At 46.7% G+C, this 12,929-nt stretch carries 13 protein-coding genes and 1 other annotated feature (1 of these 14 running past the window's edge); all 13 genes read right to left on the bottom strand.

The genetic code is table 11. The features are described from left to right. Nucleotides 1-8 precede the first annotated feature (8 nt). Nucleotides 9-1,397 carry a sensor histidine kinase gene (locus BLQ53_RS00580; protein WP_342005037.1) on the bottom strand — a complete coding sequence of 463 codons (1,389 nt, stop codon included), beginning with the start codon at nt 1,395-1,397 and terminating at the stop codon, nt 9-11. Continuing rightward, nucleotides 1,397-2,071 carry a response regulator transcription factor gene (locus BLQ53_RS00575; RefSeq protein WP_093724951.1) on the bottom strand — a complete coding sequence of 225 codons (675 nt, stop codon included), beginning with the start codon at nt 2,069-2,071 and terminating at the stop codon, nt 1,397-1,399. Before BLQ53_RS00575 ends, BLQ53_RS00580 begins: the two co-directional genes overlap by 1 nt. Before the next feature lie 64 nt (nt 2,072-2,135). Further along, nucleotides 2,136-2,825: an ABC transporter ATP-binding protein gene (locus tag BLQ53_RS00570; protein ID WP_093724949.1), complete on the bottom strand. Its 690-nt coding sequence runs from the start codon at nt 2,823-2,825 to the stop codon at nt 2,136-2,138. A 1-nt stretch (nt 2,826) separates the two neighbouring features. Then, nucleotides 2,827-3,855, bottom strand: coding sequence for an ABC transporter permease (locus BLQ53_RS00565; protein ID WP_093724947.1), 1,029 nt, complete (start codon nt 3,853-3,855; stop codon nt 2,827-2,829). A 278-nt stretch (nt 3,856-4,133) separates the two neighbouring features. After that, nucleotides 4,134-5,384, bottom strand: a complete 1,251-nt coding sequence (locus BLQ53_RS00560; RefSeq protein WP_093724945.1) for an ABC transporter permease — start codon at nt 5,382-5,384, stop codon at nt 4,134-4,136. Further along, nucleotides 5,377-6,273 carry an ABC transporter ATP-binding protein gene (locus BLQ53_RS00555; RefSeq protein ID WP_093724943.1) on the bottom strand — a complete coding sequence of 299 codons (897 nt, stop codon included), beginning with the start codon at nt 6,271-6,273 and terminating at the stop codon, nt 5,377-5,379. The genes BLQ53_RS00560 and BLQ53_RS00555 overlap by 8 nt, the downstream gene beginning before the upstream one ends. 141 nt (nt 6,274-6,414) lie before the next feature. Further along, a complete protein-coding gene (trpA, locus tag BLQ53_RS00550) occupies nt 6,415-7,188 on the bottom strand; it encodes a tryptophan synthase subunit alpha (RefSeq protein ID WP_093724941.1) in 774 nt (257 codons plus the stop codon). Further along, nucleotides 7,181-8,386 (bottom strand): tryptophan synthase subunit beta, encoded by a 1,206-nt coding sequence (gene trpB / locus BLQ53_RS00545; RefSeq protein ID WP_093724939.1) that lies wholly within the window; start codon nt 8,384-8,386, stop codon nt 7,181-7,183. The genes trpA and trpB overlap by 8 nt, the downstream gene beginning before the upstream one ends. 5 nt (nt 8,387-8,391) lie before the next feature. Continuing rightward, complete coding sequence (locus tag BLQ53_RS00540; RefSeq protein ID WP_093724937.1) at nt 8,392-9,000, bottom strand: phosphoribosylanthranilate isomerase; 609 nt, start codon at nt 8,998-9,000, stop codon at nt 8,392-8,394. Further along, nucleotides 8,997-9,779 carry an indole-3-glycerol phosphate synthase TrpC gene (trpC, locus tag BLQ53_RS00535; protein ID WP_093724935.1) on the bottom strand — a complete coding sequence of 261 codons (783 nt, stop codon included), beginning with the start codon at nt 9,777-9,779 and terminating at the stop codon, nt 8,997-8,999. The genes BLQ53_RS00540 and trpC overlap by 4 nt, the downstream gene beginning before the upstream one ends. Further along, nucleotides 9,776-10,792, bottom strand: a complete 1,017-nt coding sequence (gene trpD, locus BLQ53_RS00530) for an anthranilate phosphoribosyltransferase (RefSeq protein ID WP_093724933.1) — start codon at nt 10,790-10,792, stop codon at nt 9,776-9,778. Before trpD ends, trpC begins: the two co-directional genes overlap by 4 nt. Then, nucleotides 10,773-11,375, bottom strand: a complete 603-nt coding sequence (locus tag BLQ53_RS00525) for an anthranilate synthase component II (RefSeq protein ID WP_093724931.1) — start codon at nt 11,373-11,375, stop codon at nt 10,773-10,775. The genes trpD and BLQ53_RS00525 overlap by 20 nt, the downstream gene beginning before the upstream one ends. Further along, the gene (trpE, locus tag BLQ53_RS00520; protein ID WP_244499193.1) at nt 11,356-12,759 is read right to left on the bottom strand and encodes an anthranilate synthase component I; all 1,404 of its coding nucleotides are present in this window, start codon (nt 12,757-12,759) and stop codon (nt 11,356-11,358) included. Before trpE ends, BLQ53_RS00525 begins: the two co-directional genes overlap by 20 nt. A gap of 65 nt (nt 12,760-12,824) precedes the next feature. Continuing rightward, nucleotides 12,825-12,929 (bottom strand) — a binding site (T-box leader); it runs 136 nt beyond the window's last position.

Here is a 12,929-nt window from a genome sequence, read left to right as displayed (position 1 = left end):
TGTCTTTTCTATTTATATATTGGCAGTTCCACAACGATGGAAGTTCCGTTCACCGAGGTTTGTTCCACCCAAACCTTCCCTTCATGCAAGGCAGCTGTACTAGCCACAATCGACATTCCAAGTCCTGTTCCGGCAATTGTCCGCGACCTGGAAGAGTCTGCCCGGTAAAATCTATCGAAAATACGCCCCGCCTCTCCTTCTGTCATTCCTATACCAGAATCTTTTATACGTACCTGGGCATATTCCCTTATTTGCCTCAACTCAAATTCGATACTTCCATCCATACGGTTATATTTAATCGCATTGGAGAGCAAATTATCCCAGATGTTATATAGGAATGATGGATCTGCGTGAATCTGCACATTCTCCAGGTCGTAGCTAAGCATAATTCTCTTTTCCTGAATGGCCCATTGTGCGCTTCGGATCACTTGTTTAATCTGCTCTTCCAAAGCAAATGTTTTTTTATTGAGTACACTTTTACCCTGGTCCAAAGCCGTCAGCAGCAATAGTTGTTTCGTCAAAGTTGACAGCCTGCTGATCTCCTGACTGATCACCGCACTATGCTGCTGTCTCTCTTCCGTGGACAGGGATGGGTTCGCCAGCAGGTTGCTATAACCTTTTATATTGGCAAGCGGAGATTGAATATCATGTGAGACATTAGCAATGAATTCCTTTCGCTGCTCATCTGTACGGGATAAACGAAACGCCATCTCCGAAAAACTCTTTGCCAAGTCACCTAGTTCGTCATTTCGGGACGTATCTAGCCTTACCTCATAATCTCCTTGCGCCACTACCGTTGTCGCCTCTTTCAGTTTCCTGATTGGATCGATGAGATGTTTCGTACTGAATATAACAAGTACCATACTAAAGATAATCGTCAAAGCCAGCATCCATGCAAACAAAAAATGCATTTCATTGAAAAGCAGTTTAATATCTGGACGGATGAACATCGCATATCTTTCGCCATTATGCTCGAATGGCACTCCAATGGTATTGGTCAGTTCATTTGCAAAGAAGCCGGTAACGAATAGCTTGCTCGGGAAATGGCGTATTCCATGATACGTCTTTCCTCCTATGACACTGTCTTTGACCGTATCGGAAAGGTCAGTTTCCCGATACGCTGACCCGAAGAAGGTTTCCTTTCCTTCTTCATCCAGAAGGAAAATTTGATACCCCGTGGCAGAGGTTTGTTCCAAATAATCATCTAATGCAATTTCGGGGTGTGACGCTGCAAAAGAGCTGATGTTTTCTGCGATACTTGTAATTTTGGCATCATTTTTCGGTTTTAAACTATGCTGGTAATAAACATTGGAAAGGGCAAAGGCTAACACACTGCTGAATAGCATGATTCCTATCGTAACGACAACAAATTTTACATAAAGGGACTTCATTGTCATCACCTCATCTCCGCCGCATAGCCAACACCGCGTATCGTCTTTATCGAAAAGTCTTTTGACAGTTCGGCAAAACGGTCCCGAAGACGTTTGATATGGACATCGACTGTCCGGTCATCCCCTTGGAATTCCATCCCCCAGACACTATCGATCAATTGCTGACGTGTAAAGGCCTGCTCTGGATGGGAGAGCAGGAAATACAGCAGCTCGAATTCCTTCAAAGGCAATAGGAATGTGCGTCTTCCCACCCGTACTTCATAGCTTTTCTTGTTCACAATAGTGCTGCCGACCTGGATACTCTCCTCTTCTGTCGACCTGAAATAGCGACGGAGAAGGGCTTTGATACGGAAAATCAATTCCTTGCCCTCAAATGGCTTGACTAGGTAATCATCCGTTCCAGCTAGAAAACCTTGCTCTTTGTCTTCCATTTGCCCCTTGGCAGTCAAGACGATGACAGGGATATCCATTTCCTGTTTGATTTTTGCAGTCAATGTGAATCCATCCAAAAAAGGCATCATGACATCCACTACAACCAGATTAAAAATATCCTGCTGCAGCACCCGCCACGCAGCCATACCGTCCTCCGCGACAGAAACAGCGTACCCTTCTTCTGTCAGCAGCAGTTGAATGAACTGCCGGGTTAACAGGTCATCATCTACGACTAAGATTTTTATCATATAGCAAGCTCCTGTTTGTTTCGTAAACTTCTGCTAAAAGCAATTGCACTAAGTCGCCGGGAAGTTATACCGTCCGATCCTCTGTGATCTTTCCATCATTCATTTTGATCACACGATCCGCATATCTTAGCATATCCTCATCGTGCGTGACCATCAATGTGGTTATGTCATTTTTTTTCGTCAATTTCAAGATCAATTCCATTATATCCATGGAACGCTTGGAATCCAAGCTTGCTGTAGGCTCATCGGCAAACAAAAGTTTCGGCTTATGGATGACAGCCCTCGCAATCGCAACACGTTGTTTTTCCCCTCCCGACAATATTGAAGGATATGCATGCTGGCGATGCAACATATCTATCATCCCCAAGACATCATGCACTTCTTGTTTCCTTTCCTGCTTCGATAATGGAGATGCTGCAATATCCAGCATGAGATGCAGCTGTTCTTCCACTGTCAGAAATGGCACCAGATGCGCATACTGAAACACATACCCAAATTCCTTGGCTCTTAGCTTGCGAAGCTGTTCTGCACTCATAGCAACCAGCGAGTTCCCTTCCAACAGCACCTCGCCGCTGCTGACGGACTGCAATCCTGCAAGGATGGTGAGGAAGGTACTCTTTCCCGAACCTGATGCTCCTATTAAAGCAGTGATTTTTCCCTTCTGAAATGATAGCTGGATCCCTTTTAGGATGTTTTCCTGTGTATCTCCATTTTGGACTGTTTTCTGTAGGTTTATCGTTTCCAATAGTTCCATATTAAACGTCTCCTTGTTGAATGGCTTGCAGAGGCTCCACCTTTTTAATCTGTATAGCAGATACAGTTGAACCGATAAAACCAACCACTAGAAAAATGAGGGCAAGCCATATGAGCATGATAGAATCTAATGCAAATGGCATTCCATCAGGTGCAGCCGTTCCGAATATCATGGCGCACGCTGCCGCCAAAATGATCGCCGATCCAGAGAGCAGCAGCATTTCGGTCCAAATCATCCGCAGCAAGACTGCTGTTTTTAGTCCCATTGCTTTTAAAATGCCATACATCCCGATTTTCTGGACATTCATCATATAAAAGAAGATGGCAAACAGCATCCCGCTTATGATGATGAGAAACCATACGATCATATCCAATGTCATCTGCTCGGCCTTGTAGCTGGCAAGACTTTGAAGCAATTCATCTTTGGATACAGCATCCAAACCGGCAATATCTTTAGCATCTTCATCCGGCACCAAAATCATCTGCTGTTTGTCCGTACCATAGATTGCCTGGTAGTCCGCTTTATTCAGGAAAGCCACTGGAGCATGACTGAATTTTTGATGGTCTGCAAATCCGGCCACGGTCAGCTTCTCATTGAATTGATTCGTCAGTTCATCACCGATTTCGACTCCCTCTTCTTTTAAAGAAACGTCAAGTACCACTTCTCCTGGGTCTACCTGTTCAAAGTAATCGGAATTCGTAGACGTGACAAATGCCACACTTTGCTGTTTCTCATCCTTGTCAAAAACAAAGCCCATTTGGACGGAAAAGGCGGCCGCATCGCCTGTTTCCGCAAGTATATCGTTCTCCTTCCGTTTGTCTATAGCAGATAGATTATACGTTTGGTCTGCATCATCCGCTAAATAGAATGTACCGTCTGGCAGTTTTTTAATAAGGGATGCATTATCGTCAGCTAACCCGTTTGCCAGTCCCGCTATGATAAAAGTAAGCAAACTGATCAAAAACACAATGGATGCTAGAATAGAAAATCGCAGCTTACTCTTTTTCATTTCCTTCCAGGCTAGATTCATGATCATTCCTCCAGTTCATTGATTACCTTTATAGTCTATAAGTTTTATATGAACAGACAATGAACAGCAGATTACAAAATCACGGAATGAGGTGAACTAGCAGGGATCACTGTTTCCAACGATTTACCGGAAATGTGTGACCTATCTTATATGGTCAAATAAAATTATATTTTCGGTGTTTCATGGCAAGTTTCCCCAATGGTTGAAAAATCACGGAGAATGAACCAAAAAGGCTGTCGAGAAAGTCTCGACAGCCTTTTTAATATCGTGATCACCTTTTATTTTTTTATATTACCCGATAATTTCAACGCTTCCTTCAGCTGTTTGAATGAACCGCCTTTTCCATACATCAGGACACCGCCGCGATAAACCTTGGCTGCAACCCAGGCAATGAGCAAGATTGCTGCTACAAGGATTGCAATCGACAGAGCTATTTCCCAAGCCGGCACTCCCAGCATTCCGATTCGCAGGAACATGATCATCGGTGTAAAGAATGGAATGTACGATGCAACGACAATGATAGGCGAATCGGGTGAACTAAGTCCGTATATGGAAAGGAAGAAAGCCCCCATCACCAAGAAGATAACCGGACTGACAAGCTGCTGGACATCTTCCATCCTGCTTACCACCGAACCAAGCCCAGCACATATGGTTGCGTATAGGAAGTAGCCTAAAATAAAGAAGATCAGCGCAAAAGTCAACGTGACTGGTGAAGCATTGGCTATTCCAATGAAATCGATGAAGCCTCCACCCAGTTCTTCACCGCGGATTTGAATCATGGTATACACTGCAACTGTAATTAACGCAACTTGCGTAAGTCCCATCATTCCAATTGCAAGAATTTTAGCGAACATTTGACCGACCGGAGAGGAACTGGAAATTAAAATCTCCATCACTCTAGATGATTTTTCATTGGTGATATCCGTTGCGATCATCATACCGTAAACAATGACACTCATATAAAGCGCAAAGACTAAAATATAGACAAGGCCGTATGATCCTGCCAGTTCTTCTTCTGTTTTTGCTTCCTTATCAAGCGCTTCCCGCTCGAAAGAAACCGGCGTATAAATTTCCTGTATGGTGGCTTCATCCACTCCAGCCTGCGTGGCAGCCTGGGCAACTTTGATTTGCTGCAGCTGTGCTTCAATATCATCGCTGGTACTATTCATCAGCTGCATACCGTAAAAGACGGCCTGCGGCAGGTTTTGCTCCGACTGGCTCAAGACGAGCAAACCCTCATATTCTTCATTTTCGACCGCCTGCTTTGCTTCTTCTTCATTGCCGTCAAACAGCATCGGTTGATATCCATCGGCACTGGTGCTCAATGCTTCGTAAAGCTGCTGATTTTCAGTCTCATCAATCACCGCCACCACCGGATCTTCGCTGTCACCGGAAAAGCGCTCGATAATATCGGGCACGTAGAAAATTCCACAAATGATAAGTAAAAAGATTGCGCTTGATATGATATAGCCTTTTGTTTTTACACGGGAAAGGTACGTATGCAAAAATACAATCCAAAACTTACGCATAAGACTCACCTGCCTTTTCGATGAAAATATCGTTCAAAGTAGGTTCTTCTACTTCGAATTTACGGACAAATCCCTTCTCGGTCAGCTGGCGCCAAACGGTCTCTGCATCTTCCGAAGAAGCAATTTGAAGTTTGCAGCCCTGCTGTGTTTCCTGATACTTTACAACGCCGGCAGTTTCTTTTAAGAAGGTTAAGTCATAATCCGCTGCGATGATAATGTTCTTTTTGCGGAAAGAACGCTTTATTTCTACCAAATCACCTTCCACAACGGGGCTTCCATGTTTCATGATGCAAAGGAAACGGCATAGCTCTTCTACGTGCTCCATACGGTGAGAAGAAAATATGATTGAGGTTCCCGCTTGTTTTAACTCGATGACTGCTTGCTTCAGCATTTCCACATTAACTGGGTCCAATCCCGAGAACGGTTCATCCAGTATCAGCAGACGGGGATTGTGTAATACAGCGGATATGAATTGTATTTTCTGCTGATTCCCTTTGGACAGCTCTTCCACTTTTTTGTTTTCATATTCTGTGATGTTGAACCGCTCCAGCCATCTTTTAAGCGCCTTGACACTGTCTGCCTTTGCCATGCCCCTAAGTTTGGCCAGGTATACGAGCTGATCCTTCACGGTTAGCTTTGGATAAAGTCCGCGTTCTTCTGGGAGATAGCCTATTTCATTGCTTTGATCATATGTAATCTTTTTACCTTGCCAGAATATTTCTCCTTCCGTATTCTCCAGTAGATTAAGAATCATACGGAAAGTAGTTGTTTTCCCGGCACCATTAGCTCCTAGGAATCCAAATATTTCTCCCTCTGGTATCGATAATGTCAGCTGATCTACAGCAGTATGGCTGCCGAACCTTTTGGTCACATCTTTCAATTCAAGCATCCGCACCATCCTTCCTTTCTTATTCAATACATATACGGATGGATGCTGGAAAATGTTTCACTGAATCAAACCAACCCTTCCAAAATAAAAAAGAGCAGAGAAAACATCCTTTTCTCCACTCCCTGATTCCAGTCACCTCGCTTATTTCCTGGAAGCAATCAAATCTTTCACTTGCTGTCTGTTTCCTTGATGCAAGGCATCGACGATCTTGCTTCCTACTACCACTCCGTCACAGTACTGGCTCAGTTCTCTTACATGTTCTGGCGTGGAGACGCCAAAGCCGGCCAGTACAGGCGCCTTGCTGACTTCTGTCAATGCCTTCAGGTGTGTGCCTAGCTGATCGACGAAGCTTGCTCTTTCTCCTGTCGTTCCTGCCACTGTTACTGCGTAAAGGAATCCTTCCGCGCGCTCTGCAAGTGCCTGGATCCTTGCAGGAGTGCTCGTCAATGCAACCAAACGAATCAATGCGATGTCCTGCTTCTTCAGTGCCTCTGTTACCATTCCTTCTTCCTCGAGCGGCAAGTCAGGCAGGATGAGACCGGATATGCCTGCTTCAGCACAAGCGGATGCAAAAGCTTCCACCCCATAAGCAAAAACAGGATTCAAGTAAGTCATGATAACAAGCGGCACGGTACGGCTGGCTTTTTCCTTTGCCACCTCATCCAAAACGGTTTGGACAGTTGTACCAGCTTCCAGTGCACGGATGCCTGCTGCCTGGATCGTCGGGCCATCAGCGACTGGATCCGAAAACGGCAGTCCCAGTTCGATTGCTGTTGCGCCGCAGTCAGCGAGGAAACGAATGCGTTCATTCAGGCCGGACAAGCCGCCATCACCAGCCATGATATAAGGTACGAACGCTTTTTCTCCAGCATCTGCCACCGTTTGAAATGCGGTATCCAGCTTCGCTTTAGTCATTGAAATCTCCTCCAGTTTCATGTGCTTCCCTGATTGTATTCATATCTTTATCACCGCGTCCGGACAAGCAGACAACCAGCACATCTTCTGTTCCCATCATCGGTGCAAGTTTTTTGCAGTATGCCACGGCATGCGCGCTTTCTAATGCTGGGATGATGCCTTCTGTCCTGGAAAGAAGCCGTACTGCCTCCAAAGCTTCTTCGTCGGTGACTGCATCATATGTGACGCGCCCAGCATCTTTCAAATAACTGTGCTCCGGTCCGACACCTGGATAATCCAACCCGGCAGAAATCGAATGGGCCTCCTGCACTTGGCCGTCGCCATTTTGCAGCAGATAGGATAATGAACCATGCAAGATGCCTGCTTTTCCTTCGGTAAGGGAAGCCGCATGCTCTCCTGTCGGTAACCCTTTCCCGCCGGCTTCCACACCATACATTTTCACTTCTTGATCTTCCACGAATGGATAGAACATGCCGATTGCATTACTTCCGCCGCCGACGCAGGCAACAATCGCTTCCGGAAGCTTTCCTTCGGTTTCGATGATTTGCTTGCGCGTTTCATCCCCGATGACGCGCTGAAAGTCCCGGACGATTTGAGGAAATGGGTGCGGACCAGCTGCCGTGCCGAAGATATAATGGGTATCTTCGACGTTCGCTGTCCAGTAACGCATCGCTTCATTTACAGCATCTTTCAGTGTACCGTTACCTTGATCGACGGATACGACCTGTGCTCCAAGCAGTTCCATTCGGTAAACATTCAAAGCCTGCCGTCTGACGTCTTCCTTCCCCATGAAGATGATGCATTCCAATCCAAGCAAAGCACTGACTGTCGCGGTGGCCACACCATGCTGTCCGGCACCTGTTTCCGCAACGACCTTTTTCTTGCCCATCCGCTGTGTCAGCAGTGCCTGGCCGATTGTATTGTTGATTTTATGGGCACCCGTATGGTTGAGGTCTTCCCGTTTCAAATAGATCTTCGGTCCGCCCAGAGTTGCCGATAATCGTTCTGCATGATAAAGCGGTGTCTCTCGTCCGATATATTGCTTCAAATAATATGCCATCTCTTCCTGGAAGGCTGGATCTTCTTTTGCTTCTTTGAAAGCCTGCTCTAGCTCCAAGATGGCTGGCATCAATGTTTCAGGTACAAAACGGCCGCCAAAGCTGCCATAAAGCCCCGTTTCTGTTGGATATAAAGCCATATTTTTCACTTCCCTTTCTTAGTCGCTGTAATAAATTGCTGGATTTTAACCGGATCCTTTTGTCTGTCTGTTTCCACGCCGCTGCTGACGTCGACTCCCCCAGGGCGCACTTCCTGAATGGCCCGCTGCACATTACCGGCATGCAAACCACCTGCAAGGAAAAGTTTTTCCCTCGGTACTGAATTGGAGCTTGCCAGCGACCAGTCGAATGTCGTGCCGTTACCTCCGCGATATGCTTCTGCCGGACTATCCAGCAAATAATAATCACAAGAATATGCCTCCAGCTGCTTCAAATCCCCCTCTGACGCAATCGAAAAGGCCTTTATGACCGGCTTACTGATGGATTTGACGTAAGCTGGTGTTTCATCTCCATGCAGCTGGATATAATCCAGCCCCGCAGTTTCGGCAATATCCCGCAAACTTTCGATTGGTTCGTTGACGAACACCCCTACTGTTTTTACTTTTGCCGGCAGCTCCCGGCTGATGCTGGCAGCTAGCTCAGGTGACACTCTCCGTCTGCTGTCGGCAAAGACGAAGCCGATCATGTCAGCCCCTGCTTCCACTGCCTCTTTCCCAGCCTCAACTGACTGGATCCCGCATATTTTTACGATCATAATGGCTTTGCTCCTACAGGAACTTGGAGTGATTTCAATACGGAGGATACTTCAGAAGCACGCATGAGCGTTTCCCCGACAAGGATGCCCTTTGCACCTGCTTTTGCAACACGGGCAGCATCTTCTGGAACAGCCATGCCGCTTTCGCTGATGACAAGTGTAGCTGAGGTATCGATTTTTTCTATCAATCGCTCTGTCACACCTAAGTCAACTTCGAAGGTTTTCAAGTTCCGGTTATTGATGCCGATAATATTTGCCCCAAGTTCTTGTGCTTGTGCCAGTTCTTCTTCATCATGCACCTCTACCAGCACATCCAGCTCTTTCGATTTCGCATACTGATAAAGAGCTTGCAGCCGTTCCTTTTCCAGAGCTGCGACGATGAGCAGGATCACATCGGCTCCATAATCCGCTGCCCTGTCTATCTGAATTTCATCAAGGATAAAATCCTTATTCAAAATCGGGAGCTCGACGGCTTCCCGGACAGCTGCCAAGTCATCCATCGTACCTTTGAAGAACGGTGTATCAGTCAAGACGGAAATGGCCCCGGCACCTGCTGTTTCATAGATTTCTGCCTGTTCCGCCGGTATCACATCCGGATTGATCATACCTTTTGAGGGCGAAGCCCGTTTGATTTCTGCAATGATCTGAAGCTGCTTCTGCTCCTGGAATCGTCCATATAAGGAAATTGGCTTCCGCTGTACTGCTGTCGAACGATACGTTTGCTTTAATGTTTTGATTTCTGTCCGTTTTTCTTCGAGTATCCTTGCCAAGAATGTCATGGAGTCACTTCCTTTTTATAATCCATCAGATATTGTAGCTTCTGTCTCGCCGCACCACTATCGATACTTTCCTTGGCAAGCTGGATTCCTTCCTGGATGGAGGGTGCTTTGCCATTGGCAAATATGCCAAGACCAGCATTCAATATGACAGTATCCCTATGGACACCAGGCTCCCCGTTCAATACACGCAGCAAAATGTCTGCATTCTCAGCCGCATCACCGCCCTTGATTGCTTCCAGCGGATATACCGGCAAACCGACTTCTTCCGGGTGGAGTGTGAAGGCTGTCTGCTTGCCATCCTCAAGCAAAACGAGATGATTCTCTCCAGCCAGTGATGCTTCATCCATGTAGCCTGCGCCGTTGATGACGATTGCCCGCTTGCGCCCAAGCTTATGAAGAGCTTCTGCCATCATCACCAGCATGTCGCGACGGTAAATACCGAGCAGCTGTGAATCAAGTTGCACTGGGTTGGTCAAAGGTCCGATCAAATTGAAAATCGTCGGTATGCGCAGCACTTTGCGAAGCTGCATCACCTGCTTCAAACCTGGATGTACATGAGGTGCGAAAAGAAAGGCAATGCCATTCTCTTCAAGCAGATGTGTCATCTCTTCAGCTGGCAAATACAATGGGATACCCAGCTTCTCCAGTACATCTGCACTGCCGGTTCTGCTGGAAACACTGCGATTGCCGTGCTTGGCAATGGTAACGCCAGCTCCAGCAATGACAAAGGCAGCTGTCGTACTGATATTGAAGCTTTGCGATCCATCGCCCCCTGTACCACAGTTATCCATCACATTGGCAGCTTGAAGAGGGATGATTTGTGCTTTTTCCCGGATTGCCTCCACCATGCCGGCTACTTCATCGGCTGTTTCCCCACGTGTTTGCAGCATGGAAAGGAAGGCTCCTGCGACAGCATCCGGCATGGTGCCGTCCAGCAATTCACGTGATGCTTGCAATGCTTCTGCATACGTCAAAACCTTTGTGTTTGTCAGCTTAGCCAATAACGGTTCCATTACTTTCCCCTTCTTTCATGAGTTGGATAAAATGCTTCACGATTTCTTTACCAGCTTCGGTACCGATCGACTCCGGATGAAACTGCAAACCATATACCGGATAATGAATATGCTCCACAGCCATGATTTCCTCGTCACCCTCTGAATAAGCGGTGACTGCCAATTGATCCGGGACAGTATGTCTATCAATGACGAGAGAATGATATCTCATGATCGGTAAGTCCCCGATGACCTGCTCGATGCTCGTTGCTCCTTCATAACGAAGTGTCGATGTCTTGCCGTGCATGATTTGCCCGGCCCGGATGATGTCTGCTCCGAAGGCTGTGCCGATTGCCTGGTGTCCAAGACAGATGCCGAGTATTGGAATCTTGCCAGTAAAATGTCGGATTGCCTTGACACAGATCCCTGAATCCTCGGGTCTGCCAGGTCCTGGTGAGATGATGATCGCTTCTGGATCCAGCGCTTCGATATCCTTGATAGTTAGTGCATCATTGCGGACCACTTTAACCTCTTCGCCAAGTTCCGCTGTATATTGAAACAGGTTATATGTGAAAGAATCATAATTATCGATCAGTAGAATCATGTAAACCAACCTCCGTTAACGATTTCGCTTTGTGCAGCGTTTCGTGATATTCCGTTTCGGGATCGGAGTCGTATACAAGCCCGGCTCCGGTCTGTACATATGCTTTTTTGTCCTTTACGATCATCGTCCGGATTGCAAGCGCCAGATCAAGATCGCCATTCATATTGATATAGCCCACTGCCCCTGCGTAGAGACCGCGTTTTTTCTTTTCAAATTGATTGATAAGTTCCATTGCACGTATTTTCGGGGCGCCGGATACTGTGCCCGCTGGAAGAGCAGCTATCAGTGCGTCCAATCCAGTCATGCCATCTGCCAGCTCTCCTTGTACTTCGGAAACGATATGCATGATGTGCTGGTACTTTTCCACCGCCATATATTTCGTCAGCTCAACGGTGCCCACCTTACACACCCGACCCAGATCATTGCGGCTTAAGTCGACAAGCATCCGATGCTCTGCCAGTTCCTTTTCATCTGCCAATAGCTCATCTGTCAGCCGTTCATCCTGTGTCCTCGTCTTGCCACGTGGTCTCGATCCTGCAATTGGATTAGCTGTCACTGTATTGCCGCTTGTTTTGATTAAGCTTTCAGGCGAAGCTCCAAGGACCGTATAATCGTCGAAATCGAGGAAGAACATATACGGGGAAGGATTGCTCGCCCGCAGCTTCCGGTAAAAACTGAAAGCATCTCCTGTGAAATCAGCAGTCAGTCGCTGTGACAACACAATTTGGAATACATCTCCTGCTTTGATATATGCTTTGGCATCTTCCACCATTTGCATGAAAGTCGCTTGATCCGTTTCAGGCTGGAATCGTACTGGCGCCAACATGGCATCCGGTATATCCTTGAAGGTCGTTATCTCTTTTTCCATCTCATCCAGTCTTGACCGAAGCATTTCTTCCGATCTGCTGCCTGTGCTATCAACTGCCAGCAGCGTGATTTGCTGATGCTTATGGTCGTATACGATCATATCTTCATAAAACATGAAATGAATTTCCGGCATCCCGATCGGATCCTTCGGCACATCACCTATTGCTTCATATTGCCGGATAGAATCGTATGCCATGTATCCGACCGCACCGCCGTAAAAAGGAAAATCAATCGGAAGCTGCATGCCGCTTATCTGCTCCTTCAAAACTTCTAACGGCTTTTGGGCAACTTTTTCTTTCTGATCAGCTACCTTGACCAGCGTTTCCCGTCCCTTGCCAATCAGTTCTTTGTAAGGGTTGGCACCGATGATGGAATAGCGTCCCTTTCCTGCATGGTGTACCGAACTCTCCAATAAAAACTTCTTCTCTCCTGTCAGTCGTTTGTAAATCACGACTGGCGTCAATGTGTCTCCGTTCAATTGCTTCTTTTCATATCGCATGCTTTCTGTAACCATCATCTTTCTCGCTCCCTCTTTTTTAAAATAAAAAACCGTCCCCTACGCACATGAATTGCTTCATATGCATAGGGGACGGTTCTTCACCGCGGTGCCACCTCTATTGAAAGTTCTCACTTTCCGCTCATTCGGATACGAGGCACAAGCCTGATATCCTATCCCGGTAACGGGGG

The organism is Terribacillus halophilus (assembly GCF_900101385.1).
Lineage (GTDB): Bacteria > Bacillota > Bacilli > Bacillales > Amphibacillaceae > Terribacillus > Terribacillus halophilus.
This window is presented reverse-complemented; position numbering and strand designations above follow the sequence as displayed.

What these genes read in the sequence shown, in the direction of transcription:
- trpA (WP_093724941.1), bottom strand. Translation starts at nt 7,188, where the DNA reads ATGACTAAAGCGAAGCTGGATACCGCATTTCAAACGGTGGCAGATGCT.
- trpE (WP_244499193.1), bottom strand. Translation starts at nt 12,759, where the DNA reads ATGATGGTTACAGAAAGCATGCGATATGAAAAGAAGCAATTGAACGGA.
- BLQ53_RS00560 (WP_093724945.1), bottom strand. Translation starts at nt 5,384, where the DNA reads ATGCGTAAGTTTTGGATTGTATTTTTGCATACGTACCTTTCCCGTGTA.
- BLQ53_RS00540 (WP_093724937.1), bottom strand. Translation starts at nt 9,000, where the DNA reads ATGATCGTAAAAATATGCGGGATCCAGTCAGTTGAGGCTGGGAAAGAG.
- trpB (WP_093724939.1), bottom strand. Translation starts at nt 8,386, where the DNA reads ATGGCTTTATATCCAACAGAAACGGGGCTTTATGGCAGCTTTGGCGGC.
- BLQ53_RS00580 (WP_342005037.1), bottom strand. Translation starts at nt 1,397, where the DNA reads ATGACAATGAAGTCCCTTTATGTAAAATTTGTTGTCGTTACGATAGGA.
- BLQ53_RS00565 (WP_093724947.1), bottom strand. Translation starts at nt 3,855, where the DNA reads ATGAATCTAGCCTGGAAGGAAATGAAAAAGAGTAAGCTGCGATTTTCT.
- BLQ53_RS00570 (WP_093724949.1), bottom strand. Translation starts at nt 2,825, where the DNA reads ATGGAACTATTGGAAACGATAAACCTACAGAAAACAGTCCAAAATGGA.
- BLQ53_RS00525 (WP_093724931.1), bottom strand. Translation starts at nt 11,375, where the DNA reads ATGATTCTACTGATCGATAATTATGATTCTTTCACATATAACCTGTTT.
- trpD (WP_093724933.1), bottom strand. Translation starts at nt 10,792, where the DNA reads ATGGAACCGTTATTGGCTAAGCTGACAAACACAAAGGTTTTGACGTAT.
- trpC (WP_093724935.1), bottom strand. Translation starts at nt 9,779, where the DNA reads ATGACATTCTTGGCAAGGATACTCGAAGAAAAACGGACAGAAATCAAA.
- BLQ53_RS00555 (WP_093724943.1), bottom strand. Translation starts at nt 6,273, where the DNA reads ATGCTTGAATTGAAAGATGTGACCAAAAGGTTCGGCAGCCATACTGCT.
- BLQ53_RS00575 (WP_093724951.1), bottom strand. Translation starts at nt 2,071, where the DNA reads ATGATAAAAATCTTAGTCGTAGATGATGACCTGTTAACCCGGCAGTTC.